The 18,620-nt window shown below is 73.6% G+C and carries 17 protein-coding genes and 1 pseudogene; 10 read left to right on the forward strand and 8 right to left on the reverse strand.

The window, feature by feature from the left end; genetic code table 11:
• Positions 1–20: 20 nt before the first annotated feature.
• Complete coding sequence (locus ACLZN2_RS12440) at positions 21–983, forward strand: hypothetical protein (RefSeq protein ID WP_416978472.1); 963 nt, start codon at positions 21–23, stop codon at positions 981–983.
• Positions 984–1,133: 150 nt separating this feature from the next.
• On the opposite strand, the gene ACLZN2_RS12445 is transcribed toward ACLZN2_RS12440, so the two are convergent.
• Together ACLZN2_RS12445 and ACLZN2_RS12450 are read right to left on the reverse strand one after the other, a co-directional pair.
• On the reverse strand, positions 1,134–2,039 hold the full coding sequence (locus ACLZN2_RS12445) for an SDR family oxidoreductase (RefSeq protein ID WP_416978473.1): 906 nt from the start codon (positions 2,037–2,039) through the stop codon (positions 1,134–1,136).
• Position 2,040: 1 nt separating this feature from the next.
• Positions 2,041–2,826 (reverse strand): SDR family oxidoreductase, encoded by a 786-nt coding sequence (locus ACLZN2_RS12450; RefSeq protein ID WP_416978474.1) that lies wholly within the window; start codon positions 2,824–2,826, stop codon positions 2,041–2,043.
• A gap of 54 nt (positions 2,827–2,880) precedes the next feature.
• On the opposite strand from ACLZN2_RS12450, the gene ACLZN2_RS12455 reads away from it, so the two are divergent.
• From ACLZN2_RS12455 to ACLZN2_RS12470, 4 genes are read left to right on the forward strand one after another with little or no spacing between them, the layout of a single operon-like run.
• Positions 2,881–3,675: an enoyl-CoA hydratase family protein gene (locus tag ACLZN2_RS12455; RefSeq protein ID WP_416978475.1), complete on the forward strand. Its 795-nt coding sequence runs from the start codon at positions 2,881–2,883 to the stop codon at positions 3,673–3,675.
• Entirely contained in the window at positions 3,672–4,508 is an 837-nt protein-coding gene (locus tag ACLZN2_RS12460) for a CoA transferase subunit A (protein WP_416978476.1), read from the forward strand. The genes ACLZN2_RS12455 and ACLZN2_RS12460 overlap by 4 nt, the downstream gene beginning before the upstream one ends.
• Positions 4,505–5,218, forward strand: coding sequence for a CoA-transferase subunit beta (locus ACLZN2_RS12465; RefSeq protein ID WP_416978477.1), 714 nt, complete (start codon positions 4,505–4,507; stop codon positions 5,216–5,218). The genes ACLZN2_RS12460 and ACLZN2_RS12465 overlap by 4 nt, the downstream gene beginning before the upstream one ends.
• Positions 5,218–6,267, forward strand: coding sequence for an NAD(P)H-dependent flavin oxidoreductase (locus tag ACLZN2_RS12470; RefSeq protein WP_416978478.1), 1,050 nt, complete (start codon positions 5,218–5,220; stop codon positions 6,265–6,267). The genes ACLZN2_RS12465 and ACLZN2_RS12470 overlap by 1 nt, the downstream gene beginning before the upstream one ends.
• A gap of 222 nt (positions 6,268–6,489) precedes the next feature.
• Here the strand turns inward: ACLZN2_RS12470 and ACLZN2_RS12475 are convergent, their stop codons facing one another.
• Genes ACLZN2_RS12475 through ACLZN2_RS12485 form a run of 3 tightly spaced genes read right to left on the reverse strand, consistent with a single transcriptional unit; the run spans position 6,490 to position 9,104 of the window.
• Entirely contained in the window at positions 6,490–7,647 is a 1,158-nt protein-coding gene (locus tag ACLZN2_RS12475; protein ID WP_416978479.1) for an acetyl-CoA C-acetyltransferase, read from the reverse strand.
• A gap of 17 nt (positions 7,648–7,664) precedes the next feature.
• On the reverse strand, positions 7,665–8,300 hold the full coding sequence (locus ACLZN2_RS12480; RefSeq protein ID WP_416978480.1) for a TetR/AcrR family transcriptional regulator: 636 nt from the start codon (positions 8,298–8,300) through the stop codon (positions 7,665–7,667).
• 15 nt (positions 8,301–8,315) lie between these two features.
• Positions 8,316–9,104: an SDR family oxidoreductase gene (locus tag ACLZN2_RS12485; protein WP_416978481.1), complete on the reverse strand. Its 789-nt coding sequence runs from the start codon at positions 9,102–9,104 to the stop codon at positions 8,316–8,318.
• Between the two features lie 83 nt (positions 9,105–9,187).
• Between ACLZN2_RS12485 and ACLZN2_RS12490 the strand changes: the two genes are divergently transcribed.
• Both ACLZN2_RS12490 and ACLZN2_RS12495 read left to right on the forward strand, forming a co-directional pair.
• Complete coding sequence (locus ACLZN2_RS12490) at positions 9,188–10,327, forward strand: acyl-CoA dehydrogenase family protein (RefSeq protein ID WP_416978482.1); 1,140 nt, start codon at positions 9,188–9,190, stop codon at positions 10,325–10,327.
• The gene (locus ACLZN2_RS12495; protein WP_416978483.1) at positions 10,327–11,277 is read left to right on the forward strand and encodes an acyl-CoA dehydrogenase family protein; all 951 of its coding nucleotides are present in this window, start codon (positions 10,327–10,329) and stop codon (positions 11,275–11,277) included. The genes ACLZN2_RS12490 and ACLZN2_RS12495 overlap by 1 nt, the downstream gene beginning before the upstream one ends.
• A 103-nt stretch (positions 11,278–11,380) precedes the next feature.
• Here the strand turns inward: ACLZN2_RS12495 and ACLZN2_RS12500 are convergent, their stop codons facing one another.
• Complete coding sequence (locus ACLZN2_RS12500; protein ID WP_416978484.1) at positions 11,381–11,872, reverse strand: FBP domain-containing protein; 492 nt, start codon at positions 11,870–11,872, stop codon at positions 11,381–11,383.
• 70 nt (positions 11,873–11,942) lie between these two features.
• On the opposite strand from ACLZN2_RS12500, the gene ACLZN2_RS12505 reads away from it, so the two are divergent.
• Both ACLZN2_RS12505 and ACLZN2_RS12510 read left to right on the forward strand, forming a co-directional pair.
• Positions 11,943–12,512 (forward strand): TetR/AcrR family transcriptional regulator, encoded by a 570-nt coding sequence (locus ACLZN2_RS12505; protein WP_416978485.1) that lies wholly within the window; start codon positions 11,943–11,945, stop codon positions 12,510–12,512.
• Positions 12,509–13,554 (forward strand): annotated as a pseudogene (locus tag ACLZN2_RS12510) (lipase). The gene ACLZN2_RS12505 and the pseudogene ACLZN2_RS12510 overlap by 4 nt, the downstream one beginning before the upstream one ends.
• Before the next feature lie 21 nt (positions 13,555–13,575).
• On the opposite strand, the gene ACLZN2_RS12515 reads toward ACLZN2_RS12510, so the two are convergent.
• Entirely contained in the window at positions 13,576–14,298 is a 723-nt protein-coding gene (locus tag ACLZN2_RS12515) for a vWA domain-containing protein (protein ID WP_416978486.1), read from the reverse strand.
• Positions 14,299–14,418: 120 nt separating this feature from the next.
• Positions 14,419–15,147 (reverse strand): ABC transporter ATP-binding protein, encoded by a 729-nt coding sequence (locus ACLZN2_RS12520; protein WP_416978487.1) that lies wholly within the window; start codon positions 15,145–15,147, stop codon positions 14,419–14,421.
• Positions 15,148–15,323: 176 nt separating this feature from the next.
• Here ACLZN2_RS12520 and ACLZN2_RS12525 point away from each other — a divergent pair, with 176 nt between their 5' ends.
• Positions 15,324–18,620 carry an FtsX-like permease family protein gene (locus ACLZN2_RS12525; protein WP_416978488.1) on the forward strand — a complete coding sequence of 1,099 codons (3,297 nt, stop codon included), beginning with the start codon at positions 15,324–15,326 and terminating at the stop codon, positions 18,618–18,620.

Consider the following 18,620-nt stretch of genomic DNA (forward strand, 5'->3'; position numbering starts at 1 on the left):
GGCGTCTTGGGGGTGCGGGCGTGGCCAACGGCGGACCGGTCGAGCACGGTTTTCCGCATCTGGAGACGGTGCGGGCCGCCGTCACGGCGTTGTACCGGCGGTTGTCGTACGACACGATCCACCAGTTCGCGGCGAGTGTGCCGCCGGTGGACGTGGCGTTCTGTGACACGGACGATCTGTATCTGGGGGCGCAGCGGGTGGCGCGGGAGCTGGTGCGGCACTACCGGTTGCCGGATGCGCGGATGATCGTGGCGTTCCGGGAGATGGAGCATGCCGCGAACGTGGAGCTGGCGGCGGGTCCGGAGTACTTCGTCGAGTTGAACGATCGTTTCCGGACGCATCGGCGGGACATCGGGGCGGCGCTGGCGCACGAGATCATGCATGTGTATCTGCACCGGCTGGATCTGTCGTTCCGGGGGACGCGGGACAACGAGATCCTCACGGACACGGCGACGACGTATCTGGGGGCGGGCTGGCTGTTGCTGGACGCCTACCGGGAGGACGGGGCGTCCTCGCAGAAGCTGGGGTATCTGACGCCGGAGGAGTTCGGGTACGTGCTGGCGAAGCGGTCGCTGGTGTTCGGGGAGGATCCGTCGGCCTGGTTCACCAGTGCGCAGGCGTACACGGCGTATGTGCGGGGTCGTGAGCGGGCTCTTTGCGACGGGCGGCAGCCTCCGCTGACGGCGGCGGGGTGGGCGGGGCGGCGCCGGTACGCCCATGACCGGCGGCGTGCGCAGGGGCATGGGCGGGGTCCGGCTCACGGCCCCGATCACGTCCCGGATCATGGGCAGGGCTCGGTTCGCCGGGCCTCGGGGGGCTCGGGGGCCTCGGATCCGCCCTACGTGTTCGCGTCGGACCCGCAGGGCCCGTTGCGGGTGACGTTTCCCTGCCCGACCTGTCATCAGCGGATCAGGGTGCCGGTGAAGGGGCGGGTCCGGGCGCGGTGCGGGTTGTGCCGGACGGTTCTGGAGTGCGACACGTAAGCGCTCCGCTGGGAGGGCCGCGATGGGCCGTCTTTCGTCTGCGGCTGCGTTGTGGCTGGTCGCGCAGTTCCCCGCGCCCCTTCGGGGGCGCTTGCCCAGGCCGGCGGCGAGCGGCCACGCGCCGGTGTGGGTGGCGGCGGCTGAGCCGTCCTACGTGCCGTACACGGCCGCCGGCGGCTCGGCTGCCGCCAGCAGTTTCTGTACGGCCTCTCCGGCCTCCGCCGGGCTCCAGCGTGCGCCCTTGTCGGCGGTGGGCCCAGGCCGCCAGCCCTCCATGACGGTGATCCGGCCGGCTTCCGCCTCGAAGACCCGGCCGGTGACGCCCGTGCTCGCGGCGGAGCCCAGCCAGACGACGAGCGGCGAGACGTTCTCCGGGGCCATGGCGTCGAAGCCGGACTCGGGGGCCGCCATGGTCTCGGCGAACGTGCGTTCCGTCATCCGGGTGCGGGCGGCGGGTGCGATCGCGTTGACCTGGACGCCGTAGCGGGCGAGTTCGGCGGCGGCGACCAGCGTCAGGCCGACGATTCCGGCCTTCGCGGCGCTGTAGTTGCCCTGCCCGAGCGAGCCCAGCAGTCCGGCCCCGCTGCTGGTGTTGACGATCCGGGCGGCCGGTGTGCGCCCGGCTTTGGTCTCGGCGCGCCAGTGCGCGGCGGCGTGCTTGAGTGGCAGGAAGTGCCCTTTGAGGTGGACGCGCAGGACGGCGTCGAAGTCGTCCTCGTCGAGGTTGACGAGCATCCGGTCGCGCAGGAAGCCCGCGTTGTTGACGAGGGTGTCGAGCCGGCCGTACGTCTCCAGGGCGGTGGCGATCAGGGAGGCGGCGCCCTCGGGTGTGGCGATGTCGCCGCCGTGGGCGACCGCCTCGCCGCCGGCCGCGCGGATCTGCGCCACGACCTGGCCGGCCGGGCTGCGGGACCCGGGCGTGCCGTCGAGGCCGACGCCCAGGTCGTTGACGACGACCCGTGCGCCCTCGGCCGCGAAGGCGAGTGCGTGCGCCCGTCCGAGGCCGCGTCCGGCGCCGGTGACGACGACGACGCGGCCGTCGCAGAGTGCTGTCATCTCAGGCCTCCTGGCTGTCCTGGCTGTCGTTGTTGGCGGTTGCGGCGTCGCTGTTCTTGTTGGCGGTTGCGGCGTCGAGGAACGCGGGCCGTTCCCCTCCCCCGTGTACGAGCAGGCTCGCCCCGCTGATGTACGCGGCCGCGTCGGAGGCGAGGAAGACGGCTGCCGCGCCGACGTCGGCGGGCTGGGCGAGCCGGCCGAGCGGGATGGTGCGGGAGACGCCCTCGACGCCCTGGGGGCCGCCGTAGTGGAGGTGCGCCAGTTCGGTGTGGACCATGCCGACGACGAGGGTGTTGACCCGCACCTGGGGGGCCCACTCGACGGCCATCGAGCGGGCGAGGTTCTCCAGTCCGGCCTTGGCGGCGCCGTAGGCCGCCGAGCCGGGCGAGGGGCGGCTGCCGCTGACGCTGCCGATCATCACGACCGAGCCTTCGGCGCGCCGCAGATGGTCGTGGGCGGCGAGGGAGACGGTCAGCGGGGCGAGCAGGTTGAGCTCGATCACGCGCGCGTGGCGCTCGGCGTCGGCCTGGGCGAGCGGGCGGTACGGTGCGCCGCCCGCGTTGTTGACCAGGACGTCGCACCGGGGCAGTGCGGCGAAGAACTCCCGTACGGCGTCCGCGTCCCGTACGTCCAGGGCCATGAACTCAGTCCTGGGCAGTGGGACTTCCGGGGGGCGGCGGGCGACGACCACCACGTCGGCGCCCGCGCGCGCGAAGGAGCGTGCGATGCCCGCGCCCACGCCGCGGGTGCCGCCCGTGACGACGGCGACCTTCCCGTCCAGCTCCATTCGCTGCTACCTTTCACCTAACAAACGTTTGGTGGAAAGGTAGCTGATGCTTCCATGGGTGTCTCCACCTCGTCCCCCGAAAAGGGGATTTCGCTGGTCGTGGTTGACGTCCCGCCGGTCAACGCGTTGCCGGTGAGCGGCTGGTTCGCGCTGGCCGACGCGGTGCGCACGGCCGGCCGGGCCCCGGGGACCCGGTGTGTGGTGCTGGCCGCCGAGGGGCGGGGGTTCAACGCGGGCGTGGACATCAAGGAGCTGCAGACGCGGGGGCCGGGCGCGCTGGTGGGCGCCAACCGCGGCTGTTTCGAGGCGTTCGCGGCGGTGTACGAGTGCGAGGTCCCGGTGGTCGCGGCGGTGCACGGCTTCTGTCTGGGCGGCGGCGTCGGACTCGTCGGCAACGCGGACGTGATCGTGGCGAGCGAGGACGCCGTGTTCGGGCTGCCCGAGCTGGACCGGGGCGCGCTGGGGGCGGCCACCCACCTGGCCCGGCTGGTCCCCCAGCATCTGATGCGCGCCCTGTACTTCACCTCCCGCACGGTGACGGCGGCCGAACTGCAGGCGCACGGCTCGGTGTGGCGGGTGGTCCGGCGCGAGGAGCTGCTCGGGGCCGCGCTGGAGGTGGCGCGGGAGATCGCCGCGAAGGACGGGGAGCTGCTGCGGCTGGCGAAGGCGGCCATCAACGGCATCGACCCGGTCGACGTGCGCCGCAGCTACCGCTTCGAGCAGGGCTTCACCTTCGAGGCGAGCGTCTCGGGGGTGGCCGACCGGGTCCGGGACACGTTCGGCCACGCGCGCGAGAAGCACGAGAACGAGAAGCACGAGAAGGGGACACGGAAGGGGACTCAGGCGTGACCGACAAGACGATGACCGCCGAGGAGGCCGTCTCCCGGCTGGAGAGCGGCATGACCCTCGGCATCGGCGGCTGGGGCTCGCGCCGCAAGCCGATGGCCCTGGTCCGGGCCCTGCTGCGGTCGGACGTCACCGACCTGACCGTGGTGTCGTACGGCGGTCCGGACGTCGGCATGCTGGCCGCGGCCGGGCGGATCCGCAAGCTGGTCGCGGCCTTCGCCACCCTCGACTCGATCCCCCTGGAACCGCACTACCGCGCGGCCCGTGAGCGCGGCGCGTTCGAGCTGATGGAGGTCGACGAGGCGATGTTCCTGTGGGGGCTGCGCGCCGCCGCGGCCCGGCTGCCGTTCCTGCCGGTGCGGGCGGGGCTCGGCTCGGACGTCATGCGGGTCAACCCCGCCCTGCGGACGGTGACCTCGCCGTACGACGACGGGGAGACGTTCGTGGCCATGCCCGCCCTGCGCCTGGACGCGGCCCTGGTGCACGTCAACCGGTCCGACCGGCTGGGCAACGGGCAGTATCTGGGCCCCGACCCGTACTTCGACGACCTGTTCTGCGAGGCGGCGGACGCGGCGTACGTGTCGTGCGAGCGGATCGTCGACACGGCCGAGCTGAGCAAGGGGGGCGGGCCGCAGTCGCTGCTGATCGGGCGCCATGTGGTGACGGGGGTCGTGGAGTCCCCGAACGGGGCGCATTTCACGTCCTGCGCTCCCGACTACGGCCGGGACGAGGCGTTCCAGAAGCGGTACGCGACCACGCCGTGGGAGGAGTTCGCGGAGCGGTATCTGTCCGGGGACGAGCAGGCGTACCAGGCGGCGGCCGGGGAGGGCGTATGACCACGCGCGCGGAGTACTGCGTGATCGCCTGTGCCGAGGCGTGGCGGGACGGGGGTGAGATCCTGGCGAGCCCGATGGGTCTGGTGCCGTCCGTGGGGGCGCGGCTGGCCCGGCTCACCTTCGCGCCGGACCTGCTGCTGACCGACGGCGAGGCGACGGTCGTCCGGCCGGACGGCACCGCCGAGGGCTGGCTGCCGTACCGCAGGCATCTGGATCTGGTCGCGGGCGGGCGGCGGCACGTGATGATGGGCGCGAGCCAGATCGACCGGTACGGCAACCAGAACATCTCCTGCATCGGCGACTGGGCGCGGCCCACCCGCCAGTTGCTCGGGGTGCGCGGGGCGCCGGTCAACACGCTCAACAACCCGACCAGTTACTGGGTCCCCAGGCACTCCCGGCGGGTGTTCGTCGAGAAGGTCGACATGGTGTGCGGGGTCGGCTACGACCGGGCCGGCGGAGCCCGCCATCACCGCATCCCGCGGGTCGTCTCCGACCTCGGTGTCTTCGACTTCGCGACGCCCGGGCGCGCGATGCGGCTGGCCTCGGTGCATCCGGGGGTGACGGTGGAGCAGGTGCGGGAGGCGACGGGGTTCGAGCTGGTGGTCCCGGACGAGGTGCCGTGCACCCGTGAGCCGACCGCCGAGGAGCTGCGGCTGATCCGTGAGGTGATCGATCCGGGGAACACGCGCGCGCGGGAGGTGCCTGCCTGATGGAGACGACGCTGACGCGGCTGGTCGGGGTGCGGCATCCGGTCGTGCAGACCGGAATGGGCTGGGTGGCGGGTCCGCGGCTGGTGTCGGCGGTGGCGGAGGCGGGCGCGCTGGGTGTGCTGGGCTCGGCGACGATGACCGTGGACGGGCTGCGGGAGGCCGTACGGGAGGTCAAGTCCCGTACGGACGCGCCGTTCGGGGTGAATCTGCGGGCGGACGCGGGGGACGCGGGCGACCGGGTGCGGATCATCCTCGACGAGGGCGTGCGGGTGGCGTCCTTCGCGCTCGCGCCGTCCCGGGAGCTGATCGCCGAGCTGAAGGAGGCAGGGGTCGTCGTGATCCCCTCCGTGGGGGCGCGCCGGCATGCCGAGAAGGTCGCGGCGTGGGGTGCGGACGCGGTGGTGGTGCAGGGCGGGGAGGGCGGCGGGCACACCGGTGAGGTGGCGACGACCGTGCTGCTGCCGCAGGTGGTGGACGCGGTGGACATCCCGGTGGTGGCGGCGGGCGGCTTCTTCGACGGGCGGGGGCTGGTCGCGGCGCTGGCGTACGGGGCGGCCGGGGTGGCGATGGGGACGCGTTTCCTGCTGACGTCGGACTCGACGGTGCCGGACGCGGTGAAGGCCCGCTATCTGGCGGCGACGGTCCGGGACGTCACGGTCACCCGCGCGGTGGACGGCCTGCCGCACCGCATGCTCCGCACGGACCTGGTGGACGCCCTGGAGCGCTCCGGCCGTGCGAGACGGCTGGTGCACGCGGTCCGCCGGGCGGCGGGCTTCCGGAAGCTGTCGGGGCTGTCCTGGCCCGGCATGGTCCGTGACGGCCTGGCCCTGCGGCACGGCAAGGAGCTGTCGTGGAGCCAGGTGCTGCTGGCCGCGAACACCCCGATGCTGCTGAGGTCGGCGATGGTGGACGGCCGTACGGATCTCGGGGTGATGGCATCCGGGCAGGTCGCCGGGGTGATCGACGACCTGCCGTCGTGCGCGGAGCTGGTGGAGCGGATCGTGAAGGAGGCCGAGCTGGTCAGGGAGCGCCTCGCATCCTCTCCCTGACCGTCGGCCACCCCCTCCCGTCAAAACCTCTCCCTGGCCGTCGGCCGCCCCCTCCGTCACAGCCGTTCGATGATCGTCACGTTGGCCTGCCCCCCGCCCTCGCACATCGGCACCATCCCCGACGGCCCCCTCGCACTGCTCGGCCCCAGGGGCCTCACAGGCTTCGGGGGCCTGCGCCGGACTCCGTCCGCCGAAGCGGTGGTTTAGCAAGCGTCGTCACCGTCACAGCCGTTCGATGATCGTCACGTTGGCCTGCCCCCCGCCCTCGCACATCGTTTGGAGGCCGTACCGGCCGCCTGTGCGTTCCAGTTCGTGCAGGAGGGTCGTCATCAGTTTGGCGCCGGTCGCGCCGAGGGGGTGGCCCAGGGCGATGGCGCCGCCGTTGACGTTGACCTTCTCCGGGTCGGCGCCGGTCTCCTTCAGCCAGGCGAGGACGACGGGGGCGAAGGCCTCGTTGATCTCGACGAGGTCGATGTCGTCGAGGGTGAGGCCGGTCTTCTTCAGGGCGTGGGCGGTGGCCGGGATGGGCGCGGTCAGCATGCGGATGGGGTCTTCGCCGCGTACGGAGAGGTGGTGCACGCGCGCGCGTGGCGTGAGCCCGTGTTCGCGCACCGCCCGCTCGGAGGCGAGGAGGACGGCGGCGGCGCCGTCGGAGACCTGGGAGGAGCAGGCGGCGGTGACCGTCCCGCCGGGCATCACGGGCTTCAGGGCGGCCATCTTCTCCAGGGAGGTGTCCCGGCGCGGGCCCTCGTCGGCCGTGACGTCGCCGTGGGCGACGGTCTCCCTCTCGAAGCGGCCCTCGTCGATCGCCCGTACCGCCCGCTGGTGGGAGCGCAGGGCGAACTCCTCCTGGTCCTGGCGGCTGATGCCCCACTTGGCGGCGATCATCTCGGCGCCGGCGAACTGGTTGACGGGCCGGTCGCCGTAGCGGGCGCGCCAGCCCTCGCTGCCCGCGAAGGGGCCCTGGGTGAAGCCGAGGGTCTCGGCGGCCTGGCGGGTGGCGAAGGCGATGGGGATCTGCGACATGTTCTGCACGCCGCCCGCGACGACCAGGTCCTGGGTGCCGGAGAGCACGGCCTGGGCGGCGAAGTGGACGGCCTGCTGGGAGGAGCCGCACTGGCGGTCCACGGTCACTCCGGGCACCTCCTCGGGGAGCCCCGCGGCCAGCCAGCAGGTGCGGGCGATGTCCCCGGCCTGCGGCCCGACCGCGTCCAGGCAGCCGAAGACGACGTCCTCCACGGCCGCCGGGTCGACGGCAGCGCGGGCGACGAGTTCCTTCAGCACGTGCGCGCCCAGGTCCGCCGGATGGACCCCGGCAAGCCCTCCCCCGCGCCGCCCGACGGGCGTACGGACCGCTTCGACGATGTAGGCCTCGGCCATGGCAACTCCCCAGTGGGTTACGTGCGTACGGCGATCCCGTCCAGCACCATCGACAGGTACTGCCGGGCGATCTCCTCCGGGCTGTGCTGTCCGCCGGGCCGGTACCAGGACGCGGCGACCCAGACGGTGTCGCGGACGAACCGGTAGGTGAGGCGGACGTCGAGGTCGGCGCGGAAGACCTGGAGCCCGACCCCGCGTTCCAGCGTGGACAGCCACGCCTTCTCGAATCTGCGCTGGGACTCGGCGAGGAACGCGAACCGTTCCTGCGCGACCAGCTGCCTGCTCTCCTTCTGGTAGATCGCGACGGCGGCGCGGTGCCGGTCGATCTCCCGGAACGACTCGGTGACCAGGGCCTCGAGGGTCTCGCGGGGGCCGAGGCCGGCGCCCAGGACGGTGTCGTAGCCGTCCCACAGCTCGTCGAGGAAGGTGCGCAGGATCTCCTCCAGCATCGACTCCTTGGAGTCGAAGTGGTAGTAGAGGCTGCCGGCGAGCATGCCCGCGTGGTCGGCGATCTTGCGGACGGTGGTGGCGTTGTAGCCCTGCTCGGCGAAGACCTCGGCGGCGGTGTCGAGGAGTTCGCTGCGGCGGTCGCGAGCGGCGGCGGCCGCGGGGCGCTCAGCGGCGGTCACCTGGGGCTTCTTCTTTGTCGGCACGGGCCCATTGTCGTCCTAGGGGTGCTGGCTGCTGACGGAGACGGTCTCGCCCGTCAGGTACGAGGAGTAGCCGGACGCGAGGAACACGATCACGTTGGCGATCTCCCAGGGTTCGGCGTACCGGCCGAAGGCCTCGCGCGCGGTCAGCTCCGCCAGCAGTTCGGGCGTGGTCACCTTCACCAGCTGTGGATGCATGGCGAGGCTGGGGGCGACGGCGTTGACGCGGACGCCGTAGGCGGCGGCCTCGATCGCCGCGCAGCGGGTCAGCGCCATCACACCGGCCTTGGCGGCGGCGTAGTGGGCCTGTCCGGCCTGGGCACGCCAGCCGACGACGGAGGCGTTGTTGACGATCACGCCCCGCCCGCTGTCGCGCATCAGGCGGAGCGCCGCGCGGGTGCAGCGGAAGGTGCCGTTCAGCGTGACGTCGAGGACGCGTGTCCACTGGTCGTCGGTCATGTCGACGAGGGGTGCGGTGCCGCCGAGTCCGGCGTTGTTGACGACGACGTCGAGCCGTCCGTGCGTCTCCACGGCCGCGTCGAACAGGGCCCGGACCTGGCTGTCGTCGGTGACGTCACAGGGGGTGGCGGCGACCGAGGCGGCGCCGAACTCCCCTGCGAGTTCGGCCTCGTACTCCTTCAGGCGCCGGGTGTGGGCGTCGCTGATCAGGACGCGGGCGCCCTCCTCGAGGAAGCGTCTCGCGGTCGCGCCGCCGATGCCCGCGCCGGCCGCCGCCGTGATGACGGCGGTGCGGCCCGCGAGCAGTCCGTGCCCGGGCACGTACGCCGGACTCTCGACGTCTGTCATACCGCCACGCTAACCTACCAAACACTTGTTAGGGAAGGATGGCGCCCGCGGAATGGCCGCCCGGAGGGAAAGGATGGCCGCCCATGGATCTCGCCCTCACGCGGGGGGAGGAGGCGTTCCGCGCCGAGGCCCGCGCCTGGCTCCACGCGCATGTGCCGACCGTCGCGCCGCCCTCCCTGGAGACGGCGGAGGGGTTCGCGGCGCACCGCGCGTGGGAGGCCGAACTGGCCGCCGGCGGCTGGTCGGTGGTGGACTGGCCCGCGCGCTACTGCGGGCGGGACTGCGGTCTGATCCGCTGGCTGCTGTTCGAGGAGGAGTACTGGGCGGCGGGCGCCCCGGGGCGCGTCAACCAGAACGGGATCAGCCTGCTGGGCCCGACCCTCCTGGAGCACGGGACGGAGGAGCAGCGGGCGCGTGTGCTGCCGCCGATGGCGCGCGGGGAGACCGTGTGGGCGCAGGCGTGGTCGGAGCCGGAGGCCGGTTCGGACCTGGCCTCCCTGCGGTCGCGGGCGGTCCGCACGGCCGGCGGCTGGCTGCTGAGCGGCCAGAAGACCTGGTCGTCCCGCGCGGCCTTCGCCGACCGCGCGTTCGGCCTGTTCCGCAGCGACCCGGACACCCCGAGGCCGCATCAGGGGCTGACGTACGTCATGTTCGACCTGCGCGCGCCGGGGGTGACCGTGCGTCCGATCGGCCGGCTCGACGGGAAGCCGGCGTTCGCGGAGCTGTTCCTGGACGAGGTGTTCGTGCCGGACGAGGACGTGATCGGCGAGCCGGGGCAGGGCTGGCGGATCGCGATGTCGACGGCGGCCAACGAGCGCGGACTCACCCTGCGCTCCCCTGGCCGTTTCCTGGCGTCCGCCGACCGTCTGCACGACCTGTGGCGCGCCAAGGGCAACCCCCCGGAGCAGGGCGCGCGGGTCGCCGACGCGCTCATCGGCGCCCGCGCCTACCAGCTCTTCACCTACGCGGCCGCCTCCCGTTTCCTGGCGGGCGAGCGGCTCGGGCCGGAGTCCAGCCTGAACAAGGTCTTCTGGTCCGAGTACGACATCGCGCTGCACGAGACGGCGCTGGACCTGCTGGGCGAGGAGGGCGAACGGGCGGACACCGACTGGGCGGAGCGGTATGTGTTCTCGCTCGCCGGTCCGATCTACGCGGGCACCAACGAGATCCAGCGCGACATCGTCGCCGAGCGGCTGCTCGGCCTGCCGAAGGGACGCCGCTGATGCGCTTCCTCCTCGACGCCGAGCAGCGGGCGTTCGCCGGCTCCCTGGACGCGCTGCTGACGGCGGCCGACACGCCGAAGGCGATACGGGAGTGGAGCCGGGGGGAGCACGCGAGCGGGCGGGCGCTGTGGTCCCGGCTCGCCGACGCGGGGGTGTTCGCGCTGGCGGTCCCGGAGGCGTACGACGGGCTGGGGCCGCGGCCGGTCGAACTGGCCGTGGCGTTCGTGGAGCTGGGGCGGCACGCGGTGCCGGGCCCGCTGGTGGAGACGGTGACCGCGGCGGCCCTGATCCGTGAACCGGGCCCGGCGAAGAGGCTGTTGCCGGCGCTGGCCGCGGGCGAGTCGGTGGCGACGGTGGCGTACGAGGGGGCGTACGCGCTCGACGGCGACCTGGCGGACGTACGGCTGTCCCTCGCGCCCGACGGACTGCGCCTCGCGCCCGGCCATGACGCCGTACGGCCCTCCCTGGACCCGGCGCGGCGGCTGACCCGGCTGCGGCCGGGCGGAGAGCTGCTCGCCGCCGGTCCGCCCGCGCCCGGGGCGCTGCTCCTGGCACGGCTCGCCACCGCCGCCCAGGCGCTCGGGGTCGGTCTCGCGCTGCTGGAGCGCACGGTGGGGTATGTGCGGCAGCGCACGCAGTTCGGGGTCGCGGTCGGCTCGTTCCAGGCGGTCAAGCACCGGCTGGCGGACGCGAGGATCGCGCTGGAGTTCGCCCGGCCGCTGGTGCTGGGCGCCGCCGTGACGATGGCACCGGGGGATGTGGCGGCGGCGAAGGTGAGCGCCTGCGAGGCGGCGTACGCCACCGCCCGGACGGCGCTTCAGCTGCACGGCGCGATCGGGTACACCGAGGAGTACGACCTGTCGCTGTGGCTGACCAAGGCACGGGCGCTGCGCACGGCGTGGGGGACGCCGCGGGAGTGCCGGGCGGACGTGCTGGCGGCGCGCGGCTGAGCGTCAAAACGCTGTCCCGGCCGGGCGCGTCGGAGCCCCGTCCCGGCCGGGCGCGTCGGAGCCCTGTCCCGGCCGGGCGTCGGCGCCCTGTGCCGGCCGGGCGTCAGCCGGTCACCTTCGCGACGAACGCGGCGAGGTTCGTCACCGTACGCCGGATCTTCTCCTCCAGGGTGATCGTCTCGTGCAGCCGGGCGCCGATGCCCGCGTCGCGCAGTCCGCGCACGTAGAGCGAGCAGGCGAGGTCGGCGCACAGATACGCGCCCACCGAGTTGCCCTGCTGGCCCGCCCGGCCCGCCTTGGAGGCGACCATCAGGGCGACGCCGCCGGAGTGGGTGGTCAGGCACATCGAGCACATGCTGCGGCGGGCCTGCCCGACGGCTCCGGCGGAGGCGCGCAGGGCGAGGGCGACCGGACGGCCGTCCAGTTCGGCGACGAGGTAGGCCCGGTCGGGGGCCTGGGGGTCGCGCCAGCCGAGGTAGTCCAGGTCGTCCCAGGGCCTCTCGGCCAGGTCGCGCGGGACGGACAGACGCCTGGCCTCGCCCTTGGTGCAGTTCACGAAGGCGGCGCGGAGCTGTTGCTCGGTCAGAGGCTTCATAAAGGTGAAGGTAATTTGCCTAAAGCCTTTAGGCAAATGCATACTTGCTTCAGGCGAAGGGAGAGACGACATGGTGCGGGTCGGGCTGACCACGGAACGCCTGGTGCGGGCGGGCGCCGATCTGGCCGACGAGGTCGGCTTCGACGAGGTGACCGTCTCGGCGCTGGCCAGACGGTTCGACGTCAAGGTGGCGAGTCTGTACTCCCATGTGCGGAACTCCCAGGACCTGCGGACCGGTATCGCCCTGCTCGCCCTGGAGGAGCTCGCCGACCGGGCCTCCGATGCGCTGGCCGGACGAGCCGGCAAGGACGCCCTGAGCGCACTGGCCAACGTCTACCGCGACTACGCCCATGAGCACCCCGGCCGCTACGCTGCCGCCCAGCTCCGGCTCGACCCGGAGACGGCGGCCGCGAGCGCGGGAGTCCGGCACGCGCAGATGACCCGGGCGATCCTGCGCGGCTACGACCTCGCGGAGCCGGACCGGACCCATGCGGTCCGCCTCCTCGGCAGCGTCTTCCACGGCTATGTCAGCCTGGAGCTGGGCGGTGGCTTCAGCCACAGCGCCCCGGACACGGACGAGACCTGGACCCGCGTCCTGGACGCCCTCGACGCGCTGCTGCGCACCTGGCCCGCCGCATGACCGGGCCCGCGTGGATCACCACCCCGGTCACCGCCGGCCTGCTGCGCGGCGCCCTGGACGTCGAGCGCACCGAGCACGGCGTCCTGCCGCACCGGCTGCCCGCCCGGGCCCGCGCCCAGTGCTCCGACGGGCAGCTGCTGATGGCCGAGTCGCAGCCCTCGGGCGTACGGCTGGCCTTCCGCAGCGCCGCCACCACCGTCGAACTGGACGCGCTGCCCACCCGGCGCGCCTATGTGGGCGCGCCGCCCCGCCCGGACGGCGTGTACGACCTGCTCGTCGACGGCCGCCCGGCCGGTCGGGCGAGCGTGACCGGCGGCGGCCACACCCTGACCATCGACATGGCGGCCGGCAGCACCGACTTCCGCCCCGGGAAGCCGGGCACCGTCCGCTTCACCGACCTGCCGGGCGGGACGAAGGACATGAACACGGACCTGATGCTGCTGCGCGCCTTCGGCCCCGCCGTCCACCCGGTCATTCACGGCCGGGAAGAATGCGGCTTCCCGCGTAGGGGGCAAGGAACGTCGAATCGCCGCAAGGACGATTCGACGCACCCCGAGCCGGACAGTATGATCGGCTCGGCGCCTAGCAATAACCAAGCGTGCGCCTGAGTAACATCTGTGTCGCGGCGGGACACGCCGGAGGGGTGACAGTCCGAAAGGGTTCGAGCGCCCGTGAACCTCAGCCCGTGAGGGCTGGAATCCTTTGGCCTCAGCCGAAGGAGGATGTCAAGGCTTCCTCGACACGATCCGCGAGGGCCATCCGACCGCCCCACTGGGGGTCGTCTCACCGATCCTGTGCGCCATGCACGAGGACACGCCGGTAGGGTCGCGGCAAGCTGACCCTGCGCGTCATCCGCGACGAGCTCACCCGCATGGTGCGCCGGCGCTCGGCCGACGACCCGAACCTCCACTACGTCGACGGCCGCGACCTCTACGGCGAGCCGGACGCCGCCGAACTCCCCCTCCCCGACGGCCTCCACCCGGACGCGGCCACCCACCGCCGCATCGGCGAACGCTTCGCCGAACGCCTCCGCGCCCTGTAACCCCCTACCGTCGCAAGGCGCCTACGGCCGTACGATCCCCGCCGCCCGCGCCGCCACCAGCCACTTCGGGAACTCGCCCACCAGCTGGTCGTAGAGCTCCGCGTCGGACACCCGGCGCGGATCGGGCCCGGCGTGGAAGAAACCGGCGTTGTCGACCACCCGCTTGCCGGGTACGGCGAGTTCGTCGAGCTTGCGCAGGAAGTCGAACTGCTTGCTGCCCCGGTCGCCGAAGCCGATGAACTGCCAGAACAACGGCAGCCGGGCCGCCTTGCACAGATAGCGTTCGGCGGCGAGCTTGTTGACGGGGCCGCCGTCGGTCTGGAAGACGACGAGCGCGGGCTCACGCGTGCCGCTGTCGAGGTAGTGGTCGATGACCGCGTCCATCGCCAGGTGGTAGCTGGTCTTGCCCATGTGCCCGAGCCCGGCCGCGATCCGCTCCACCCGCCCTTGATGGCCGGAGAGTTCGATGTCGGTGACGGCGTCGACGTCGGTGGAGAAGAACACCACCGGGACCCGGCCGTCGTCGTCCAGGTGCGCGGACAGGCCCAGCACCCGGTCGGCCAGCGCCTGCACGCTGCCGTCCTGGTAGTACGGCTTCATCGACCCCGAGTAGTCGACCACCAGGTAGACGGCGGCCCGCTGCCCCTGGAGACCGTGCTTCGTGAGGGACACCCCGGCGCTCTTGTAGAGGTTCACCAGCGCGGGAGCGGTCTCCTGGACCTTGCTCAGACTGATCGCGACCATGGCCCCACCCTCCCACATCCAGCAGCGTTCGCTGTTTTGTTCGCTCTCGCCGGGAAACGCCCAGAGGAACCGGCCTGTGGAACCGGCCTGTGGAACCGGCCTGTGGAACCCGAGTCCTGATCAGGGGCTCTCGGCGACCTCCCCGTCGCCGAGTTCCAGCACCCGATCGGCGAGGCCCAGGAGTTGTGGGTCGTGGGTGGCGACGAGAGCCGTGACGCCCTCGCTGCGGACCACGGCACGCAGCAGTTCCATGACCGCGAGGCCGGTGGCGGCGTCGAGCTGGCCGGTCGGCTCGTCGGCGAGCAGCAGGGCGGGCCGGTTGGCGAGGGCGCGGGCGATGGCGACCCGCTGCTGCTGGCCGCCGGAGAGCTCGGCCGGCCGCTGCGCCTCATGGCCGGCGAGGCCCACCAGCGCCAGCAACAGGGCCACCCGCTCCTCGCGTTCACGCGGCTCGGCCCGGCGCAGGCGCAGCGGCACGCCCACGTTCTCGGCGGCCGTCAGGATGGGGATGAGCCCGAAGGACTGGAAGACGAAGCCGATCCGGTCGCGGCGCAGCTCCAGCAGCCCGCTCTCGCCGAGCGCCGACAGATCGGTGCCGTCGAGGACGATCCGGCCGCGCTGCGGGGAGTCTAGGCCGCCGATCAGCTGCAGCAGCGTCGTCTTGCCGGAGCCCGAACGGCCCTTGAGGGCGACCAGTTCACCGCGGCGGACGGCGAAGGACGCCCCGCGCAGCGCGTGAACGGCGGCGGCGCCCGTGCCGTAGGAGTGGTGCAGGTCCTCCACCAGCAGCATGGGATCCGCCGCAAGATCGGTGGTGCCGGTCGCGAGGGCTGCGGTGTTCTCCGTCATCACGGCATCACATCCGCTGCCCGCCCGCACCGTCAAGAGCCGCACGAACACACCACCGGCAGCCGCCCGAACACACCGTCAGGAGCCGTACGAATCTCGCCCCGAACGCATGTACCCGCCCAGTAACTCCGTGATATGCATGCCGCGTAGGGGACTTCGGGGGGAGCGGGGGAAGCGTGACGGGCTTCTTGGTGCTGCGCGTGCGCGCGCACCGGCTGCTGCTCACCGCCGCCCTGCTCGCGGTGCTGCTGACCGCCTCGGTGCTCGCGACCCTCGCCGCGTTCTCGGCCTCCGTCGGCGACGCCGCCCTGCGCACCACGCTGAGCGGACGTGCGGCGGCCTCGGCGGCGCTGGTGGTCGAGACGGACGTACCCCGGGAGGAAGCCGCGCGGACCGTGGCCCGGCGGGCGCGGGAGGCGTTCGGCGGGCTGCCGGTGACCGTGCGGGCGCTGGAGCGGTCGACGGCGTACGCGCTGCCCGGGACCCCGCAGGCCGGGCAGCCGGACCTCACCTTCCTCGCCGCCCTGGACCGGTCCCGGATCCGGCTGGTCGCGGGCACCCTGCCCGGCCCTCTGCCTGCGGACCGGACCGCGCCGGTGCCGGTCGCGCTGCCCGAGGCGGCCGCCGACCGGCTGCGGCTGAAGCCCGGGGCGCGTGTCGAGCTCACCGACCGGCTGACCGGGAAGCCCCTGACGGTCCGCGTGACCGGTGTCTACCGGGCGGCCGACACCGCCGACCCGTACTGGCAGGCGGACACCCTCGGCGGACACGGCGTGCGCACCGTCGTCTTCACCACCTACGGCCCGCTGCTCGCCGACGCCTCCGTGCTCGCCTCGGGCCGCACCGCCGGCGACGGCACCACCTGGGTGGCCACCGCCGACTACCGCACGCTCACCACCGACGGCATCGACCACCTGAGCACGGCGAACGCCCGCGCGGCCGGGGAACTGCGCAAGGCGCTCGGGGAGAGCGCGACGGTACGCACCGAACTGCCCGGCCTGCTCGACCGGACCGCGCGCGCCCTGCTCGTCGCCCGCTCCACCCTGGCAATCGTCTCGGTGCAGCTGATGCTGCTCGCCGGGTACGCGCTGCTGCTGGTGGCCCGGCTGCTGGACAGCGAGCGGGCGGGCGAGACCGAACTGCTGCGGGCCAGAGGCGGATCACGCGGCCGGATCGCGGGGCTCGCCGCGCTGGAGGCGCTGCTGCTGGCCGTGCCGGCCGCGGTCGGTGCCGCGCTGCTGTCCGGCCCGCTGGCCCGGCTGCTCGCCCGCTGGTCCTCGCTCGACCGGATCGGACTGCGCCTCGACACCGCCCCGGGGGGCCGGGTGTGGCTGGTCGCGGGCGCGGTGGCGGCGGTCTGTGCGATGGCGGTCGTGGCGCCCGCGCTGGCGGCGACGGCGGGCACGCCCGTACGGCTGCGACGGATCCGGGCCGCGACGTCGGCCGCGCCGGTGCGCGCCGGAGCCGATGTCGGGCTGCTGCTGATCGCGGGGATCGCGTACTGGCAGCTCGGCCGGCAGACCGACGCGAGCGGCGGCGGTGCGCTCACCCGGGACCGGGCCGGGGAGCTGGGCGTCGATCCGCTGCTGGTCGCCGCGCCCGCGCTGGCCTTGCTGGCGGGCACGGTGCTGACGCTGCGCCTGCTCCCGGTGGCGGCCCGGCTCGCGGAGCGGCGGTCGGCGAGCGGACGGGGGCTGCCTGCGGCGCTGGCGGGCTGGCAGTTCAGCAGGCGCCCGCTGCGCGGGGCGGGTCCGGTGCTGCTGCTGGTCGTCGCCGTGACGACCGGGATGCTGGCGATCGGGCACGGCGCGTCCTGGGACCGCTCGCAGGACGACCAGGCCGACTTCCGGACCGGCGCCGCCGTGCGGGTCCTCGACACCAGGCCGGGCAGCCCCGGCCAGACCGGTCTCTACGCCGCACTGCCCGGGGCCCGGGATGCCGCCCCCGCCCACCGCACCACCCTGGACCTCTCCGGCGGCCGTACGGGCACGGTCCTCGCCCTGGACACGGCCCACGCCCACGACGGGATGCTGATGCGCGGCGACCTCGCCGACGAACCCCCGGCGCGGCTGCTGCGGGCGCTGGCCCCCGCCGGCAAGGACACCGACCGTGCGATACGGCTGCCCGAGGACACGCGGCGGGTCGCGCTCGACGTACGGATCACCGATGTCACCGGCTCGGGGACACGCCCTTCCGGCCTCGCGCCGCAGCTCACCCTGGTCGTCGAGGACGGCTACGGCATCTCCTACCGGCTGGGCGCGGGGAACGTCCCCGTGGACGGCCGGGTCCACCGGGTCGCCGTGGACCTGGACGTGACGGCGACCGGCGGGCGTGCCGCCCCGGCGGGCCCGCTGCGGCTGACCGGGCTGCAACTCGACGGCATGTCCCCCGACGGCCCTCCCCGGCTGCACCGGCTCACCGTCGAACGCCTGCTCTCCACCGGCCCGGACGGCTCCGCGCGGACGGTCCCGGCGCCCGCCGGACTGCGCTGGCTGGGCAGCGCCACCGTGTCGGAGAACGGCACGGCCGTGGACCGGAAAGACCTGAGGCCTCTGCCGCAACCGCGGCTTCTGACCGTCGAGTACGACACGGGCGTCGGCGACGGGTTCTCCTTCACCCCGCCGATGTTCACCGTCCGCGTCGACACCGTCGGCGCCCCGGCCGCGACGAGCGTTTCCGGCGTGGCCACCCGGGACTTCCTGCGCGCGGCGGGCGCGAAGACCGGCGACGGCATCGACGTGACGCTGGCCGGGGAACGGCTGCGGGTGAGGATCGTACGGTCCGTCGAGGCGCTGCCGACGACCGCGACCGACCAGGACGGAACAGCCGTGGACGGCGGGGCGCTGCTGCTCGATCTGCGGGCCGTCGACGCGGCCTTGGCCGAGCGGGCGAGTGTGCCGCTCACGCCCAACGAGTGGTGGGTGGACGCCGCCCCCGGCAAGGCCGCGCGGGTCGCCGCCGCCCTGCGGGCGCGTTCCGACCTCGAACCGGACCAGGTGCTGGTGCGGGACGAGACCGCGGCCGAACTGCTGCGGGATCCGCTCGGCGCCGGGCCGCGCTCGGCGCTGACGGCGGTCGCGGTGGCCGCCGCGGCCCTCGCGGCCGGGGGTTTCGCGGTGAGCGCCGCCGGGGCACGGCGGGAGCGGTACGCCGAGTTCGCTGTGCTGCGCGCGCTGGGCGCGCCCCGCCTGGACCTCGCCCGGCTCGTCGCGACCGAGCAGAGCCTGCTCGTCGGGGCCGGGCTCCTCGCCGGTCTGGGCCTGGGGACCGTCCTGACCCGGGCCGTCGTCCCGCTGATCGTGCTGGCCTCCGACGCCGCGCGGCCCGTCCCGCCCGTCCTCGTGGAACTTCCGGTGTCCCGGGTGGCCCTGCTGCTGGCGGGGGTGGCCGCCCCGCTCCTGCTGATCACCGCCGTCTCCGCGCTGCGCCGGGCCGAACCCGCGGTCGCGCTGCGCCACCAGGGGGAGGACTGA

The sequence above is a fragment of the Streptomyces sp. T028 genome (assembly GCF_048159505.1).
Lineage (GTDB): Bacteria > Actinomycetota > Actinomycetes > Streptomycetales > Streptomycetaceae > Streptomyces.

Coding starts and splice junctions, on each gene's coding strand:
- ACLZN2_RS12520 (WP_416978487.1), bottom strand. CDS start 15,147: ATGACGGAGAACACCGCAGCCCTCGCGACCGGCACCACCGATCTTGCG.
- ACLZN2_RS12505 (WP_416978485.1), top strand. CDS start 11,943: ATGGTGCGGGTCGGGCTGACCACGGAACGCCTGGTGCGGGCGGGCGCC.
- ACLZN2_RS12515 (WP_416978486.1), bottom strand. CDS start 14,298: ATGGTCGCGATCAGTCTGAGCAAGGTCCAGGAGACCGCTCCCGCGCTG.
- ACLZN2_RS12465 (WP_416978477.1), top strand. CDS start 4,505: ATGACCACGCGCGCGGAGTACTGCGTGATCGCCTGTGCCGAGGCGTGG.
- ACLZN2_RS12485 (WP_416978481.1), bottom strand. CDS start 9,104: ATGACAGACGTCGAGAGTCCGGCGTACGTGCCCGGGCACGGACTGCTC.
- ACLZN2_RS12450 (WP_416978474.1), bottom strand. CDS start 2,826: ATGGAGCTGGACGGGAAGGTCGCCGTCGTCACGGGCGGCACCCGCGGC.
- ACLZN2_RS12500 (WP_416978484.1), bottom strand. CDS start 11,872: ATGAAGCCTCTGACCGAGCAACAGCTCCGCGCCGCCTTCGTGAACTGC.
- ACLZN2_RS12445 (WP_416978473.1), bottom strand. CDS start 2,039: ATGACAGCACTCTGCGACGGCCGCGTCGTCGTCGTCACCGGCGCCGGA.
- ACLZN2_RS12470 (WP_416978478.1), top strand. CDS start 5,218: ATGGAGACGACGCTGACGCGGCTGGTCGGGGTGCGGCATCCGGTCGTG.
- ACLZN2_RS12490 (WP_416978482.1), top strand. CDS start 9,188: ATGGATCTCGCCCTCACGCGGGGGGAGGAGGCGTTCCGCGCCGAGGCC.
- ACLZN2_RS12495 (WP_416978483.1), top strand. CDS start 10,327: ATGCGCTTCCTCCTCGACGCCGAGCAGCGGGCGTTCGCCGGCTCCCTG.
- ACLZN2_RS12455 (WP_416978475.1), top strand. CDS start 2,881: ATGGGTGTCTCCACCTCGTCCCCCGAAAAGGGGATTTCGCTGGTCGTG.
- ACLZN2_RS12475 (WP_416978479.1), bottom strand. CDS start 7,647: ATGGCCGAGGCCTACATCGTCGAAGCGGTCCGTACGCCCGTCGGGCGG.